Raw genomic sequence first — 16,697 nt, 5'->3', positions numbered from 1 at the left:
GCCCGCAAAGGTAAGGAAGCAAGCGGGATGAAATTCAACCTCGGATTTATGCCAAACTAAAATAAGCTCCACTCTTTAATCTATAGACCAAACCGAAAATTATCAATAGAGCAAAAAAAGATTGTAAATATAATGAGGTGGAGAAAAAGCGATCCAAAAAGAAAAATCAGGAGGGCAACCAGGGATTCATAGTTTTGATAATCTATGATGGACCTGGCCTGCTTCATATAGCGCTGGGGCTGGCGCCCACGTTCAGTTTGATCCCTTTTAAATTTTCCATGATGATTGAATCCGGTGAGTTATAGATATTTCAACAGCGCAGGGTGACAGAGCAGACGGTTCATTCTTTGCGGTGAGAGAGTTGCCAGAGACAACAGCAATGCGACAAAGGAAAAATCCGCCAAGCAGAAGGATAATGTTTTTCCCCCTGAAAATCCAGAGGAGAACCCGACTTAATTGACGAAACAGAAGAGATCAGGAACCGGCGGAAGGAGAGCAAGCGCTTGCCGGATAGTTCCGTCACACCCTTATTTTTGATCACCTGTCTCAGCGGGGAAGTCTGCCGGGAAATAAGATTGAGGTGGAACCCAACGCCTTCATTAACTAGTATATGTATATTAAACAATTAAATCTTTCTTCCACTACTTGGTGAGCCAAAACATGGAACCCCAAACACTTAGCAAACTAATAAATTTTGTCAGGCCTGAAGATTTAATGCCGCATGGGCAATGTTTGTTATGGAAGCCCGACTTGCTGGGCCTGCATGTTCTATCAGATTTGACCATAGTCTTAGCCTACTACAGCATCCCCATCGCATTGGTTCAGTTGGTAAGGAAGAGAGAGGATTTGTCATTCGGGTGGATTTTTATTCTTTTCGGTCTATTTATTTTTCTTTGCGGAACAACTCATTTAGTGAGCGTGATCACCATCTGGAAACCGTTTTACTGGTATGAAGGATTCCTTAAGCTGGCTACCGGCGTGGTTTCTCTGGTAACCGCTGTTCTTGTCTGGCCTTTGCTGAAACAGGCTCTCAAACTTCCCAGCTCAGCGGAATTAAAACTGGTCAATGCAACCTTGCAGATGGAAGTTGATAAAAGAAAAGAAGCTGAAAAAATTGCCATACGCGCCAAAGAGGAAGCCGAAGAAGCCAATCTGGCCAAATCCATCTTTCTTGCAAATATGAGCCATGAAATCCGAACCCCTTTGAACGCGGTTCTTGGTTACTCGCAAATGCTACTGAGGCAAAGTGATATGGCGGCAAATGTCAAAGATGCAATCAAAACCATCGATACCAGCGGGAAGAATCTTCTAACCATGATCAACGAGATTTTGGATCTCTCCAAAATTGAGGCGGGCAAAATGGAATTGAATGTTTCCGCCTTCGACCTCAAGGAATTGCTGGATCATGTTTCAAGATTGTTCGAGCCGCGTTGCAAGGAAAAGAAATTACAGTGGAATGCAAAGGGCTTTGACGATTCAGTTGTGGTTTATGGCGATGAGGTCAAGTTGCAACAAATCTTGATCAACCTTCTGGGCAATGCTGTCAAATTCACGGACTCGGGAGAGATAAAATTTTTTGTAACCCCCTTAAAAGATAACCAATATCAGTTCAATATTATCGACACCGGACAGGGAATTCCGGTTCAAGCCCAGGAAAAGATTTTTAATGCATTTCAACAGGATAAAGCGGGGGAGCAAAAAGGCGGAACAGGGCTGGGGCTAGCCATTGCCAAAAAACAACTAGAGCTGATGGGATCGGACCTGTTTTTAAAATCAGAAACGGATTCAGGCGCCGAGTTTTATTTCACTTTGACGCTTCCGCCCGCGGCAAAAGATACTACAGTCACTCGCGTTTCTCCCATAGTAGATAGCCGAACCATTTTGCATTTATCCCCCGGTCAAAAAGTTAAGGCATTGATCGTGGACGATATTGAAAACAACCGACAACTGCTCTCCCAAATGCTGATGAATATTGGCGCTGAAACTGTTGTTGCCGTAAACGGCAAGGACGGAATAGAAAAAGTAAAAGAACACCAACCCGACATTATTTTCATGGATATGAGAATGCCCGTCATGAACGGCGAAGATGCGATTCAAGAAATCCACAAGGAATTTGGCAAGGACCGTTTTAAAATCGTGTCATTAACCGCAGACATTATTGGAAAGAATCGGGACTATTATTTGTCCATAGGTTGTCATGAACATATGTCAAAACCCATACAGGATAATGAAGTCTACAGATGTATTGGCAAATTGCTGAATGTTGATTTTGTTTATGAAAACGAGGATCCACCGTCGCAAGAAGAGGCAACGGAGGAAAAAGAGTTCGATCCCGCTCAATTCTACGCGCCAGAGAATCTGCAATCCAGGCTTATACAAATGGCAGGGCTATGCAACGTAACAGAACTTGAAATAATCTTGAAAGAGATGGAGCAAACAGAGGAAGTGTCAGAACTCCTGGTCGAGCATTTGAGAGAATTGAACAAGACCTACGATTTCGATGAAATTATCAAGGTGATGGAACGCGTGCCCAATACCAAAGGTTAAAACGTGAAACCGATCAATTCATAAGCGCAATGACAGATCAGTTCTCATCAGGCAAAATAGAAACGGAATTATTGGATCGGTATCAAAACGAATTTACCAGTTCACCGGAGTGGGCTTTCCCATCGAAACAATGGGACAACTCAAAAAATCCCCTCCGAAAACCCTTCCCACCATCCATTCCTTTTGTTGGGAAAAATTATAATCAGGCGCCAAAGAAAATCGTCCTTTATGCCAGCGCCGAGAATTTAGCGCATTATGAGCGGAAGCCAGAAACCATCCCGGATTTTTTATGTGATGATCGAGCTTGGAACAGGCACCGAGCGGCCAACGTGGAAGGCTGGGATAAATTCTTCCCCAGATTGCATATAGGACCCGTTGAAAATGGGAGTTTGCTTTGTGCGGTTCTGTTTATTTGTAATTCGCTGGGGCTTGACTCTCCAAAAGACCCAAAACTGTTTTTGGAAAACCTGGCGGTAGCAAATCTGGGAAAGTTTTCAATTGCGGGTAACAAAAGCGTGGATTATGCGGGAAACATCAGAATGCTAAAACCATCACTTCCATTTTTTCAGGTGGATTTGGAAGTTCTTCAACCCGATATTCTGATCCTTCCCAAAACCATGCACGCGCATCAGATTGTAAGAGACCTGATTTCGGAAATAGTCCCGAACACGCATGTTATTCCAGTTCTACAATTCAATAGTACCGTAGTGAACATACATTTAAAAAGAAACGACCTTCAGGCCATTGAGCTAGCCGCTCAGTACAAGGGAACAGTCCTGGAAGAATGGACAAACCATTTGACTGGTTATAGGAAGGGTTATCCTTTTAGATATTATTCCGAGTTGGAGTCGATTTAAGTGAGGCCGTGCGATTCTGCCCCAGCTCCCTTAGCCCGCAAGCAATAACTACTTTTGATAAATAGCGTAATACCGTGCTTTAGCGCCAAAATGGGGACAGAATGAAGCAGTTATATGATCAGTTTTGTGGAGTAAGAAAAGCGATTGGTGATGATATCAAAGTCTTGAATCCAAAAGGATACTTTTAATAGGTGGCGGAATTCTTAAGACGCCATTCTTATTTATACATTTAAAACGAATTTCAACTTTTTCTGTCCGGCTATTAGATGGAACAATTTCCGCTTTAATATTAGGGTCCAAGAATTCGACCTTTAGTTTTGGCTTAATTCGCATTTGAGACTTAAAAATCAGTCTGTAAATTCCTTGATTCGGCTCCCAGTAATATATCGCGCCCTGTGTGTCATTCAGCTTCTGGTGGAACTTGATCAAAGCTTTGTCTCCAGCAATTTGCTGAGACCCATAAACTCCGTTTCCAGGAACAGCAGTAATAAAACGGTCTTGAAATCCGTTTTTTATTTCGGTTGGCAGAACATCTTTGAAGAGGGCAATACTAAACCACTTATGATAAGTAACCATTATTATTGGTGATTTATCAAATATGAAAGAATATGGGACAATGACAAGATTGAATGTTATTCGGTCATTTAAATCTGAGGGCATCTCCATGACAGTGTCATCAGTCAATTCCTCCGTCAAAGGGGTAAAGCTCTCAAAAGAAGGGATCGAAATCCATGTGAGTGTTTGGGGTTTTGTTATTTCAAATATCGGTTCTGAAAATATTGGCTTGGCACTGCTTCCATGAAAATTGATCCTTCCGCTTGTGTGATAAGAAATGCGGAATTTATCTAGTGACTCCCCCACCAACAAAGGGTTGGAGTCCGGTTCTGTACTCCAAGACCAAAGCTCCGGGTTTTTAATCTCCCGATCAAAAATAACTATTAGCGAACCATCTCTTTGGGTTTCGAATTTTATACGAAGGAATTTGAAAATTTGATTATTATAGCGGATCAGAATTCTTGGCATTTAAACTTCCCCGTTAGTACCATTTGGTTGGGTAGTAATATTTGCGGCTTACTGCCCTTAGGGATTTTGAATCCTATTATTAGATTAATTAGTTTCGGCATATTTATATTCAATTTAACAGTAAAATAAAATTGAACGTCCGTTTTGGGTCATAAACAGACATTTCTGAATATAACCATAAGCGAACACAAAGGTTCAAATTAGTTATTTTCTTTGATTTTCCTGTTTCTTATCCTAACTAATCTGTCTGCATAGCGCCTGCGCAAAGAAAAACGGGTTACGAATGATTTTCGTAACCCGTTGTTTTATTTGGTGGGCCGTCTCGGGGTCGAACCGAGGACCTACTGATTAAGAGTCAGTTGCTCTGCCAATTGAGCTAACGGCCCGGATTTTGTTCGTTTGGGGTGGGGTCTGGTTGTCTGCGCGTTTCGGGCCGGGTTCGGGCTTTTGTCTGCTTCCCCTGCTTGTTTGCGGCCCTGCCGGACAGCGCGGATACTTGCCTGTTCATCAATATCGGGAAAATATATCACAACTGAACGGGATTGTGAAAGCTAATCGGGGGGAGGGGGCGATTTGCCGGGTTTCTGGGTCGGGGAAATTATTTTTAGTTTCATGCATAATAAATATTGATTGTGGATTTTTTATGTTAGAATGTAGTTGTCAAAAAGGGTTGTGAAGATTTATGGTTAAGTGAATCCCTTTAGTAGGTTGTTCGCCCTGAGTTAAGTTTGATAAGGTATTTTAATTGATTCCTATTCGTCTTTCCTCTATATGGCTCGCTAAAAGTACTTGCATGGATCCAACCCAATATTAAAGCCGGGGATGAATACGGCAGATTAGCAGGTTTTCATTCCCGATCATTTGTTAGGAGAGTACCAGATGGCTGAAGGAAGAGTTAAGTGGTTTAATGAGAGCAAAGGGTATGGATTTATCGAGTCGGATGAGGGGGAAGATTGTTTCGTACATTTTTCTGAGATCCAGACCGAAGGTTTTAAAACCCTTCGTGAAGGACAGTTGGTAGAATTCGAAAAGGGAATGGGCCAAAAGGGTCCTCAAGCTTCTAAAGTTATCCCTAAGTAAATTTTAGTACGATTGTCGCCCGGCAGAGCTTAGGCTCTGCCGGGTTTTTTTTATGGTATTGAGCTTGTTTTCATTTAGGAGAGATGTATGGAATTTTCAGAAATCGTGCAGTCGCGCCGTAGCGTGAAGCATTACGACCCGGACCATGTCATCAGCGATGCGGTTCTAAAGGAAATTTTTGAAGAGGTGAGATTGTCGCCGAGTTCGTTCAACCTCCAGCATGCGGTCTTCATCTGCGCGCAGGATGCGGAGACGCAGAAGCAATTGCGCGAGGCGGCCTGGAACCAGCAACAGGTGGAGGATTGTTCGGCGGCGATCGTGGTGTGCGCGCGTCTGGACGCCTTTCAGGATGCGGGGGCCATGTGGCAGACGGCGCCGCAGGAGGTGCAGGATTTCATGATCCCCAACGCGATCAATTTCTACGAGGGGAAGGACCAGATTTGCCGGGACGAGGCGATTCGAAGCGCGTCTCTTGCGGCGATGACGTTAATGTACAGCGCGCGTGCGCGCGGTTACGATACGGGGCCGATGATCGGATTCGATCCGCAGGCGGTGTCTCGTATTGTTGAGTTGCCGAGGGATTGCATTCCGGTGATGCTGGTGGTTCTGGGCAAGGCCAAGGGCGAGCCGAAGCCGAGGCCTTATCGTCGTCCGGTTTCCGAAGTCGTGCGCAAGAACAGTTTCAAGGGGCCGGGGCTGGCTTGAGTCAGCCGTCGGTTTTTTTGAGGAGGGCGACGGCGTAAGCGGCGATGCCTTCTTCCCGTCCGGCGAATCCGAGTTTTTCGGTGGTGGTGGCTTTGATGTTGACGTCGTCTGCGTCCAATTTGAGGGCGCGGGCGATGTTGCTCTTCATCTGAGGAATGTGCGGGGCCAGTCGTGGCTTTTGCGCGACGATGATGGCGTCGATGTTGACGATGGAGCGGTTTTTTTCCGCGCAGATTTCGGCGACTCGTTCCAGCAGAAGGAGGCTGGATACGCCTTTCCATTTCGCGTCGGTGTCGGGGAAGTGCGCGCCGATGTCCCCGCCTCCGCAGGCTCCGAGCAGTGCGTCGCATAGCGCGTGCAGTAGCGCGTCGGCGTCGGAATGGCCGTCCAGGCCCATCGTGTGCGGGATGTCAACGCCGCCGAGTATCAGTTTCCTGCCTTCGACGAGTCGGTGCACGTCGTATCCGTTTCCAATTCGATACATAGAGATTCAGTGCGCGGCGACGGCGATCTGTTTGCGCGCTTCTTCGCGCGCCCAGGCGTCTGCGTTCAACACAACTTCAAGCGAGTCGAGGTCGACCGGCGCATGATTGTGCATGACGCTTCGGATGATCTCCGCGATATCCTTGTAGGCGATCTGTTCGTTGAGAAACGCGTCGACGGCGATTTCGTTCGCCGCGTTCAATACCGCGGGAATGGTCTGCCCCTGTTCCATCGCTTCCTGCGCCAGTTTCAGGCAGGGGAAGCGTTCATAGTCGGGCGCTTCAAAAGTAAGCTTGCCGATCGCCGCGAGGTCGAGGGATTCGAGTTCGCAGGGCAGTCGGTCGGGATACGACAGGGCGTAGGCGATGGGCACGCGCATGTCGGGAATGCCCAACTGCGCCATGATCGAGGTGTCGACAAATTCGACCATCGAGTGAATGATGCTTTGCGCATGCACGACGATATCGACTTGCGTGTCGACGCCGAACAACCATTTCGCTTCGATGTATTCCAGGCCCTTGTTCATCATGGTGGCGGAGTCGATGGTGATCTTCGCCCCCATTTTCCAGTTGGGATGATTGAGCGCGTCGGCGACGGTCACGTGATCCATCTGCTCTTTGCTGTAAGTGCGAAAGGGGCCGCCGGATGCGGTCAGAACGATTTTTCGGATGCGTTTATTCGATTCGCCGTTGAGCGCTTGAAAGATGGCGCTGTGTTCACTGTCGACGGGGATGATGTTGGATTTGCCCCGCGCTTTTTTCAGCACGAGTTCGCCGGCGACCACGAGGGTTTCCTTGTTGGCGAGCGCGATGTCTTTGCCTGCTTCGATGCCCGCCAGGGTGGACTCCAGCCCGGCGCTGCCGACGATGCCGGAGACGATCAGGTCGGCTTCGGGTAAAGAAGCGACTTGAATATTACCTTCCTGCCCGCACACGATTTCGATATTCTCGCCGGACAATTTATCTTTCAGGGCTTTGGCTTTGGACGGATCGAAAACCGCGATCACCCGGGGGCGAAATTTTCGGGCCTGCTCGGCGAGCAGGTCGATATTACCGCCTGCCGAAAGACCGCAGACTTTGAATTCAGCCGGATTGCGTTCGACGACATCCAGCGTGTTGACGCCAATGGAGCCGGTGGAACCCAGAATTGAAATGGTTTTCATGGAAGTATTCCTTGAATGGGCTTGTTTGCCATGTGTGCGCTCCGTCGGGCGAGATTCGTTGTTCAGGAGGCCAGTTTCAAATACAGGTAGAATGCGGGACCGGCGAATAGCAAGCTGTCGATCCGGTCGAGAATCCCGCCATGCCCCGGAAGAATGTTTCCGGAATCTTTCACGCCCGTGTTCCGTTTGAGCAAGGATTCAGCAAGGTCGCCAAACTGACCGATGATACCGCATATGAACGCGACAAGCAAACAATGGGACGGCGAAAGCTGGCTCAAATAGGTGAAGCCGGAGATCAGGGCGGCGATCATGCTACCGCACAAACCGCCGACGGCGCCTTCCCAGGTTTTATTGGGGCTGGTCTTTGCCAGAGGCCGACGTCCGAAATTGCGCCCGACGTAATAAGCCAGGGCGTCGCCGCTCCAGATGATGAGCAAAAGGAAAATAATGAGTTGCGCTCCCTCGGGCTGTTGCCGGATCAGCAGGAAAAAGCCGAGCAGTCCGCCCGTGTACATCGCCCCCATCAATGTGAAGGATATCTGGTCGAGAGCGATTTTTTCATTGTCCTCGCGAATGAACCAGGCCAGGAACAGCGTCAGGATTGAAATGAAAATCCACTCCATGAAATAAACGCCGCCAAAATAAAAATTCAGAACCATCAGGAAAGCCAGCAGGGTTCCTTCGACGACGAATCCGCCGACGCCGGAATGGGAGATCATCTGGTGGAATTCGATGTTGGCGATGACGGCGGCGAGGGCGACGAGTAGAAAAAATCCTAGGCTTCCTCCATACCAGAGAATGGCCAGAAGGACCGGTATGCCGACGGCGCTAGTGGCGATGCGAATCAACTCTCGTTTCCCTTCGAATGCGATTTAAGAATGAATGGTCTGCCCGGATCGGGCGATCTGTTCGCGAGTCTGACCGAAACGTCGTTCGCGTTTTTGAAAATCGATGATGGCGTTCAGCAGGTCCTCTTCACTGAACTGCGGCCACAAAACGTCGGTGTAATACAATTCAGTGTAGGCGGATTGATACAGCAGAAAATTGCTGATGCGTTTCTCACCGCTGGTGCGAATCAACAGATCCGGATCGGGCAGAGAGCGGGTGGCGAGACAATGTTCAAAGAGCTGGAAGTCAATGTCCTCGACTTTCAATTCGCCGTCGCGCACTTTTTCGGCGATGACTTTGACGGCGTCAAGAATTTCCTGGCGTCCGCCATAGCTGAGAGCCAGGGTCAGAATCATGCCTGTGCTATCGGCGGTGTAATCTTTGGCGTGCTGAATGAGGTTTTGGACCGTCTGCGGCAGTTCCTGAATGCGCCCGATCGTATTGAAGCGGATGTTTTCCTCTTTCATCCGGTCGAGTTCTTTTTTGAGGTAATAGTCCAGTATCTTCATCAGCGCCTTGATTTCAGACGCGGGACGTTTCCAGTTTTCATCGGAAAAGGAATAGAGGGTCAGGGCCTCGATGTGAATTTCCCGGCACAGAGTCACGATGCGATCCACCGTCTTCACGCCGGCGCGGTGTCCTTCAACGCGCGGCATGAAATGTTTGCGCGCCCAGCGACCGTTGCCATCCATGATGATGGCAATATGACGGGGCAGGCGATTGGGGTCGATTTGTTCGTACAAGGCGCCCGGAATCATGGTCAGACTTCCAGGATGTCTTTTTCTTTGGCGAGAGCGATGGCCTCCGCTTCGGCGCTGAACTTGTCGGTCATCTTCTGGATTTCATCATGGGCTTTGCGGCTGTCGTCCTCAGACACTTCGCTGTTCTTTTCCGCCGCCTTGATCTTGTCGTTCACTTCGCGGCGAATATTGCGCAGGGCCACTTTGCATTCTTCACCGTGCTTTTTGACTTGCTTGGCCAACTGCTGGCGGCGTTCGCTGGTCAATGGCGGGATGGTGAGTCGAACGAGCTTGCCGTCGTTGGACGGCGTCAAGCCGATGTCTGAAGTCAAAATGGCTTTTTCGATGTCCTTGATGATGGATGCGTCCCAGGGTTGGATGGTGATGGTCTGGCTGTCAGGAGCGGCGACCGTCGCGGCCTGGTTGATCGGCGTCGGGGTTCCATAATAAGAAACCTTGATGTCGTCGAGTATTCCCGTAGTTGCGCGGCCCGTCCTCACTTTTCCCAGTTCGATGCGCAAATGCTCAAGGGAGAGTTGCATCTTTTCCTTGCAGTCTTTTTTCTGTTCTTCAATCATGGTCAAACCCCTACAGTGGTTCCAATTTTTTCACCCATCAAAGCGCGCCGAATGCTGTGTTTCTGGCGCACGTTGAAAATAACCATGGGCAGTTTATTGTCCATACATAAGGACACCGAGGTGGAGTCCATTACCTTCAATCCCTTGTTCAAAACATCAATGTAGCTGAGATGATCGAATTTAACGGCGTTCTCGTCTTTCATAGGGTCGGAAGAGTAGACGCCGTCCACTTTCGTGGCTTTAAAAATGATATCGGCTCCAATTTCCATCGCGCGCAGGGATGCGGCGGTGTCTGTGGTGAAATAAGGATTGCCGGTGCCGGCGGCGAAGATGACGATGCGGCCTTTTTCCAGATGCCGAATGGCGCGTCGTCGCACATAAGCTTCGGCCACCTGCGCGATTTCCATCGCGGTTTGGACCCGCGTGGGCATGCCGTTCGATTCAAGAGCGTGTTGCAGGGCGAGGGCGTTGATGACAGTGGCGAGCATCCCCATGTAATCGGCGGTGACTCGCTCCATGCCGATTTCGCTGGCGGTGATGCCGCGAAAAATATTGCCGCCGCCGATGACGATGGCGACTTCAACGCCTAGCTTGCGGGCTTCAAAGATTTCGCCGGCGATATTTTTCAATGCCGCCTGGTCGATGCCAAAGCCTAATTTTTCATCGGCAAGGCTCTCGCCGCCTAGTTTGAGTAACGCCCTTTTATAGACTGGTTCGGTCACAGGTTCCTTTTCTATTTGGAAATTTCAAAACGGCTGAATCTTCCTACGGTGATGTTTTCTCCGAGCAGAGCGATTTTTTGTTTGATCAACTCCGTGATGGACAGGTTGTTATCTTTCACGAAGGTTTGCTCCAGAAGACAATTTTCCTCGTAGTATTTTTCCATCTTGCCTTCAACGATTTTTTCAATGATGTTTTCGGGTTTTTTGGATTCCCGGGCCTGTGCGGCGAAAATTTCTCGCTCTTTGGCAAGGTCTTCTTCCGTCACATCCTCACGTCGCACAAAACGCGGTCGCGCGGCGGCGATATGCATGCTGACGTCTTTCACGAGTTGCTGGAAATCCGGAGTGTTTGCGACGAAGTCGGTTTCGCAGTTCAATTCTACCAGCACGCCGATCTTTCCGCCAGCGTGAATGTAAGAGCCGATCAGGCCGTCTCCGGTTTCGCGTCCGGCTTTTTTGCCGGCGCTGGCGAGGCCTTTTTTACGAAGATACGTGATCGCTTCCTCGACGTCGCCTGCGGTTTCTTTGAGAGCTTTTTTGCATTCCATGATTCCTGCGCCGGACCGTTCGCGCAGGTCTTTTACCATTGCCGCTGTGATCTCCATGTGCTTCCCTTCTCGTGTTGAGTCTCTAATGAGTTGATTGATTATGTTCTGGCCGTGTCCCTCAAGCCAAACTATGAATTGGGTTGGCGTTTGCCGCAAACCTTGAGGGGCGCGGCCCCCCAAGGTCTGAAAACGTTTCGAGCTTGTCTTGATAAACGCTCAAGAGCAAGTCGAGATTGAAATGAAGCGTTGTTGCTGTTACTTGGTCTCCGCCGTCGCTTCGGGAGCGGGGCTGGTTTCCGTTTTGGCTTCAGCCGCAGGCGCTTCGGCTTGTTTCTTTGGAGCCGCATCAGCCGATTTCTTCGATGCCGCATCAGATTTGTCTTCGCCGCGTCGAGCCTTGTGCATTTCCTGACCTTCGAGACAGAGTTCAGCAATCCTTTGAGTGAACAGTTTGATGGATCGGATTGCGTCGTCGTTGGCGGGAATCGGGAAATCAACGCCGTCGGGGTTGCAGTTGGAATCGACCAGGGCGATGACCTTGACTCCCAGCTTGCGAGCTTCTTTCAACGCGATGTGTTCTTTCTCGATGTCGATCACGAACACGGCGTCCGGGATGGATTTCATGGTCTTGATCCCGGAGAAAAATTTGTTCAGCTTGGTGATTTCCTTGCGTTTGTTGAGAGCTTCTTTTTTGTGGAGACGGTCGAATTCATTTTCCGCTTCCATGCGCTCCAGCTCAATCAGACGGTCGATGCTTTTTCGCATCGTGGAAAAATTGGTCAGCGCGCCGCCGAGCCAGCGTTGGTTGATGTAGTACATACCGCAACGCGCGGCCTCGTCCGCTACCAGCTTCTGGGCCTGTTTTTTGGTGCCGATAAAGAGAATTTTCTTTCCTTGCTGGGCAATGGTTCTAACGTAGTTTTCCGCTTTTTTGAATTCAATCAGCGCTTTTTGCAGATTGAGAATATGGATTCCATTGCGTGCGTCGTAAATGTATTTCGACATTTTGGGATTCCAACGCGTGGTTTGATGGCCAAAATGCGCTCCGGCTTCCAGCAATTGTTTCATGGTTAAATCTGGCATTCAATTCTCCTTGGATGACTTTGGGTTTTGCCTCCGCGCACTTCAATTTGAACGGGGACCCTGTGGGCCACCCTCCGCTCAATCCGTACGCGTGCGGTTTTTAAAATGCGCCTGGAATTCTATCGCTCTGCAAGCCGGTTTGAAAGGCTAACTACAAGTATTCAAACGGATTGTGTAGGCGGGTCGTTTTCTCGTGAAACAAAGCGCGGATAACGAATGGTCTAAATTTTCCCCCTTGGGATTTGACCGATCACACTATCATATTGATAAAATGGTTACAACATTATAAGCCGGGAAAGTGGATTTTTTTAGAAAAAACTGCATTGGCGGGCGCTCGGGTCAGCGACCGAGGCAGATTCCGATGTCTTCTGCGGTTTGCAGAAGCTGGCAATCCGGCGGTACGAGCCGCACCTTGCCGGCGACTTCGGCGAGGGGGAGCAGGGCGAGGTTGGGGGTTCGCAGGACGACGAGACTGCCAAATTTCTGCTCGACGGCGGCGCGAACCGCGTAGGCGCCCAGGCGCGTGGCCAGGATTCGATCAAAGCTATTGGGACTGCCGCCGCGTTGAATGTAGCCGAGTACGGTGCAACGGACTTCGTGATCGAGTTGGGATTCGAGGTCTCTGGCGAGGGCGTGACCGACGCCGCCCAGCCGGTCGGTGTTTTGCAAACGTTGTTCTGCCGATTCCGAGATGACGGGAGCGCCGCCCGTTTCGCTGGCGCCTTCGGCGACGACAATGACGGTGTAGGGATGACCGCCCGCTTCGCGAAGACGGATTTTCTCCAGCACCTTTTCTTTATCATAGGGAATTTCAGGAATCAGAATGACGTGCGCGCCGCCGGAGATGCCGGATTCGAGGGCGATCCAGCCTGCGGTGCGGCCCATCACTTCGAGGATCATCACGCGCTGATGGCTCTTCCCTGTCGTGTGCAATCGGTCGAGGGAGTCGCAGGCGACCTGCACAGCGGTTTGGAAGCCGAAGGTGTAGTCGGTTCCCGCCAGATCGTTGTCGATGGTTTTGGGCACGGCGATGACGGGCATGCCCATCTCAGAGAATTGATGCGCGATTTCCAGAGTGCCTTCGCCGCCGATGGCGATCAGACAATCGAGTTTCAGTCGATTGAAATTATCGAGCGCTTGCGCGGAGAGATTTTCGCTTCGGATGTTTCCATTTTTTTCGCGAGTTTTATAGTCGAAGGGATTGCCTTTATTGGTCGCGCCGAGAAGGGTGCCGCCTCGCGTTAGCAGGTCGCGCGTGTTTGCGGTGGTCAATTCCTGCCAGCGGTCGAAGATGAGACCGTCGAAACCCATTTCGAACCCGAAGACGCGAACATCGTGCCGGATGCTGGCGGTGCGCACAACGGCGCGGAGCACGGCGTTCAGCCCCGAGCAATCTCCGCCTCCGGTCAATACGCCGATGCGTTGAAGTTTCATGCTAGCAATGCCTCCGAGATTCGCGCAAAGGCTTCGATCAAACGGGTCGGCCGACGAGGTCGTAGTCGTCGGCGCCGGTGATCTTCACGGAGATGATCTCGCCCGCTTCGGCGTCGCATTCTTCGAGGATGACCTGTCCGTCGATGTCCGGAGCCTGGCTCTCCATGCGTCCGGTGGCGATGTAGTCCTCCTCCGGGTCGATGCCTTCCGTAAGGACGGACACAACCGAGCCGATGAGTTTTTCGTTTTTCTTGCGCGAAATTTCCCTCTGCGCTTCCATCAGAGCGTCCTTGCGTTCGGCGCCGAGTTCCGGCGGAACCTTGTCGGCGTAATCAAAGGCGGTGGTGCCTTCTTCATCAGAGTAGGCAAAGATGCCGACGTGATCGAACTGGATTTCCTTCATGAATGCGAGCGTGTGCTGGAAATGCGCTTCGGTTTCTCCGGGAAAGCCGGTGATGAAGGTGGTGCGCAGGGCGATGTCGGGCGCTTTGGAGCGCATGGAGCTTATCATTTTGCGAACGCCCGCTTCGCATTCCTGGCGTTTCATCGAGCGAAGCATGTCGTCGTGGGTGTGCTGAAGCGGGACATCGATATAATTACAAACTTTGGGTTCGGCGGCGATGAAGTCCAGCAATTCTTCGGTGATGAAAGTCGGGTAACAATAGAAGAGGCGAATCCATTCCGCGCCGTCAACTTTGACCAGTTCCCTGAGCAGAGTCACCAGTCCGTTTTTCATGCGCAGGTCGACGCCGTACATGGTGGTGTCCTGTGAGATCAGATTGAGTTCCTTCACGCCGCGCCCGACGAGAGACCGCGCTTCTTCGACGATGGTCTCCGGCGTTCTGCTTTTGAACTGACCGCGTAGCTTGGGAATGATGCAGAAAGCGCATTTGTTGGAGCAACCTTCGCCGAGTTTCAAGTAAGCGGAATAATTGGGCGTGGTCAGAACGCGATGTTCTGTGCTCAGAAAAAAGGTGGGCGGAAGCGTCGTTAAATCGCGTTCAGAATCCACCGTCGCCTTGTTCATACTTTCCGATAGAAGGCTTGGGAGTTGCGAGTATTGCCCCACGCCCAACAGGTGGTCAATTTCAGGGATTTCTTTAAGCAAAGACTCGCCGTATCTTTCGGAAAGACATCCGGTGACGACCAGTTTTTTGCAGACGCCGTCTTTCTTGTACTGAGCCATTTCCAGAATGGTATCAATGGATTCGCGCGTAGCGGACTCGAGAAAGCCGCAGGTGTTGACGATCAGGCAATCGGCTTCTTCAGCGTTCGGTGTGAGGCTGAAGCCCTGCGCGGCGAGATCGCCCAGCGCCCATTCGCTATCAACCGTATTTTTAGGGCAACCCAGGCTGACCATTCCAATTTTAAACATTCGAGAATTCCAATTCAGTTAGCGCCGTATGGCAGGGCGAAAGTTAGGCCAAGAGTCCCGTTGGCAGTATTTTTATTAATGAGTAGGGATACGCTCAGGCAGAAGTGTAAAACTGTATCAAAAGGCGTGGGGAGTGAAAAGCTAAATTTTAATTGCAAGATGCGGATCGCCGAAACGCAGGGTGGGCTAATCCAATGAAAAACAAACTATTGATGAGATTAAAGGTTGACATCCTATGTCAAATTAACGATAATTCCTTGTTCAATAAAAATAATACGTGCAAAGGCTAGCTAAATAGTTGACTTAATGGGCGCCATGTAGTATTTTATAGCCCAAGTATGCTCGCAGGATTTTTGCGGGGGGCAGAATCTGTGCGAAAGAGACACCGAATTCAGTTTGCAATTATTAAAAATCAATCTTCAAGAATAGCCACAGGGTAGACTATGAATGCAATCAAAATGAAACGTTGGATGAGTGTGATGGCGACGGGCCTGCTGGCTCTGGCAGTTGCAGCGCCTCAGGCGGTTTCGGCCGCTCCGAGTATGGATGCGGCGGGCGGAGGAAAGAGCTGGAGTTTTAAAATCAGCGGATCGGCGATTCGCGACGACAACTTGCTGGGCGCTCCTGACCGGGGCAATATTCCTACGGCCTTGCAGGGCAAGGAATTCGACGACACCGGTTTCAAGTGGACCTCGAATCTGGCATACAATTATAACTACACGAACAAGTTGTCTTTCAAGTTTGACTACGACGTCTCTCAAACGCTTTATGAAGAGAACAGCGACCGCGACATCACCACTCAAATGTTCGGCATCAACTCGACCTACAAGATCAATGCCTTGGTGAACATTCAGTTGATGTACAAATACATCTACAATATTGTAGATGGCGACGATTTCAGTGGCATTCATTATATCCGCCCCTCATTCAACTACATGCACAAAAAATGGGGCCTCACTTCTATTCACGCTCTGTACTCCGATGCGAACAACTGGAGCACCAGCCTGCGTAATACGGAAACGACAGGCGCGGGTATCGCTCAGTATTATTTCTTCGACAATTTCAAACGTCGAGTCGACCTTGGTGTAAAGTGGGCCCAAGACGAGGCGAAAAGCAGCGTTTTTGATCGAGACGTATACACCGTCAAAGCGGGTCTTAAAACTCCTCTCTATTATGGCGTCAATTTGACCGCCGGCGCGCAATACGCTCGAAAAGAGTATCAGGCGCGTAAGCTCGAAGCGGGCGGCAATAGGGACCGAGAAGATGACGAGCAGAAGTACACTGCGACGCTTGATAAAACCCTGGTCACGAAATGGGGTTACTTGCAGAACCTGGTTCTGGAAGGCAAGTATCAGCACACGTACAACCGATCGAATGAGTTCGCAAGTTTTTACCGGAACAACCATTTCGAACTCGGCCTGAAAGCGGCATTCTAACAAACGCTAACTATCATATTAGATATTGAGGAGAAA

General features: G+C 49.9%; 16 protein-coding genes and 1 tRNA gene. 5 read left to right on the top strand and 12 right to left on the bottom strand.

Annotation, left to right across the window (positions count from 1 at the left end):
- Nucleotides 1-912 precede the first annotated feature (912 nt).
- Both G3M78_02465 and G3M78_02460 read left to right on the top strand, forming a co-directional pair.
- A complete protein-coding gene (locus G3M78_02465; protein ID QPJ64319.1) occupies nucleotides 913-2,547 on the top strand; it encodes a response regulator in 1,635 nt (544 codons plus the stop codon).
- A 29-nt stretch (nucleotides 2,548-2,576) separates the two neighbouring features.
- Complete coding sequence (locus G3M78_02460; protein QPJ64318.1) at nucleotides 2,577-3,404, top strand: hypothetical protein; 828 nt, start codon at nucleotides 2,577-2,579, stop codon at nucleotides 3,402-3,404.
- A gap of 156 nt (nucleotides 3,405-3,560) precedes the next feature.
- On the opposite strand, the gene G3M78_02455 is transcribed toward G3M78_02460, so the two are convergent.
- The gene (locus tag G3M78_02455) at nucleotides 3,561-4,427 is read right to left on the bottom strand and encodes a hypothetical protein (GenBank protein QPJ64317.1); all 867 of its coding nucleotides are present in this window, start codon (nucleotides 4,425-4,427) and stop codon (nucleotides 3,561-3,563) included.
- 310 nt (nucleotides 4,428-4,737) lie between these two features.
- Nucleotides 4,738-4,813 (bottom strand) — tRNA-Lys (locus G3M78_02450).
- A 493-nt stretch (nucleotides 4,814-5,306) separates the two neighbouring features.
- Between G3M78_02450 and G3M78_02445 the strand changes: the two genes are divergently transcribed.
- Together G3M78_02445 and G3M78_02440 are read left to right on the top strand one after the other, a co-directional pair.
- Nucleotides 5,307-5,507, top strand: coding sequence for a cold-shock protein (locus G3M78_02445; GenBank protein ID QPJ64316.1), 201 nt, complete (start codon nucleotides 5,307-5,309; stop codon nucleotides 5,505-5,507).
- Between the two features lie 87 nt (nucleotides 5,508-5,594).
- Nucleotides 5,595-6,212 (top strand): nitroreductase family protein, encoded by a 618-nt coding sequence (locus G3M78_02440; GenBank protein QPJ64315.1) that lies wholly within the window; start codon nucleotides 5,595-5,597, stop codon nucleotides 6,210-6,212.
- A 1-nt stretch (nucleotide 6,213) separates the two neighbouring features.
- Here G3M78_02440 and G3M78_02435 read toward each other — a convergent pair whose 3' ends face one another.
- From G3M78_02435 to rimO, 10 genes are all read right to left on the bottom strand, one after another.
- Complete coding sequence (locus tag G3M78_02435; GenBank protein ID QPJ64314.1) at nucleotides 6,214-6,696, bottom strand: 2-C-methyl-D-erythritol 2,4-cyclodiphosphate synthase; 483 nt, start codon at nucleotides 6,694-6,696, stop codon at nucleotides 6,214-6,216.
- 6 nt (nucleotides 6,697-6,702) lie between these two features.
- On the bottom strand, nucleotides 6,703-7,857 hold the full coding sequence (locus tag G3M78_02430) for a 1-deoxy-D-xylulose-5-phosphate reductoisomerase (GenBank protein ID QPJ64313.1): 1,155 nt from the start codon (nucleotides 7,855-7,857) through the stop codon (nucleotides 6,703-6,705).
- 62 nt (nucleotides 7,858-7,919) lie between these two features.
- The gene (locus G3M78_02425) at nucleotides 7,920-8,705 is read right to left on the bottom strand and encodes a phosphatidate cytidylyltransferase (protein ID QPJ64312.1); all 786 of its coding nucleotides are present in this window, start codon (nucleotides 8,703-8,705) and stop codon (nucleotides 7,920-7,922) included.
- Between the two features lie 24 nt (nucleotides 8,706-8,729).
- Nucleotides 8,730-9,503, bottom strand: a complete 774-nt coding sequence (locus G3M78_02420; protein ID QPJ64311.1) for an isoprenyl transferase — start codon at nucleotides 9,501-9,503, stop codon at nucleotides 8,730-8,732.
- Between the two features lie 2 nt (nucleotides 9,504-9,505).
- Complete coding sequence (gene frr, locus G3M78_02415) at nucleotides 9,506-10,063, bottom strand: ribosome recycling factor (protein ID QPJ64310.1); 558 nt, start codon at nucleotides 10,061-10,063, stop codon at nucleotides 9,506-9,508.
- Between the two features lie 2 nt (nucleotides 10,064-10,065).
- Nucleotides 10,066-10,785, bottom strand: a complete 720-nt coding sequence (locus G3M78_02410; protein QPJ64309.1) for a UMP kinase — start codon at nucleotides 10,783-10,785, stop codon at nucleotides 10,066-10,068.
- Nucleotides 10,786-10,796: 11 nt separating this feature from the next.
- Nucleotides 10,797-11,390: a translation elongation factor Ts gene (gene tsf, locus G3M78_02405; protein QPJ64308.1), complete on the bottom strand. Its 594-nt coding sequence runs from the start codon at nucleotides 11,388-11,390 to the stop codon at nucleotides 10,797-10,799.
- Nucleotides 11,391-11,588: 198 nt separating this feature from the next.
- Nucleotides 11,589-12,416, bottom strand: a complete 828-nt coding sequence (gene rpsB, locus G3M78_02400) for a 30S ribosomal protein S2 (protein ID QPJ64307.1) — start codon at nucleotides 12,414-12,416, stop codon at nucleotides 11,589-11,591.
- Nucleotides 12,417-12,755: 339 nt separating this feature from the next.
- A complete protein-coding gene (locus G3M78_02395; protein QPJ64306.1) occupies nucleotides 12,756-13,850 on the bottom strand; it encodes an ATP-dependent 6-phosphofructokinase in 1,095 nt (364 codons plus the stop codon).
- Nucleotides 13,851-13,887: 37 nt separating this feature from the next.
- Entirely contained in the window at nucleotides 13,888-15,225 is a 1,338-nt protein-coding gene (rimO, locus tag G3M78_02390) for a 30S ribosomal protein S12 methylthiotransferase RimO (protein QPJ64305.1), read from the bottom strand.
- A gap of 443 nt (nucleotides 15,226-15,668) precedes the next feature.
- Here rimO and G3M78_02385 point away from each other — a divergent pair, with 443 nt between their 5' ends.
- Nucleotides 15,669-16,661 (top strand): DUF560 domain-containing protein, encoded by a 993-nt coding sequence (locus G3M78_02385; GenBank protein QPJ64304.1) that lies wholly within the window; start codon nucleotides 15,669-15,671, stop codon nucleotides 16,659-16,661.
- The last annotated feature ends 36 nt before the right edge of the window (nucleotides 16,662-16,697 follow it).

It is taken from the genome of Candidatus Nitrohelix vancouverensis, from assembly GCA_015698305.1.
Lineage (GTDB): Bacteria > Nitrospinota > Nitrospinia > Nitrospinales > VA-1 > Nitrohelix > Nitrohelix vancouverensis.
The sequence above is the reverse complement of the archived record's forward strand: the minus strand, read 5'-3'. Positions and strand labels throughout refer to the sequence as shown.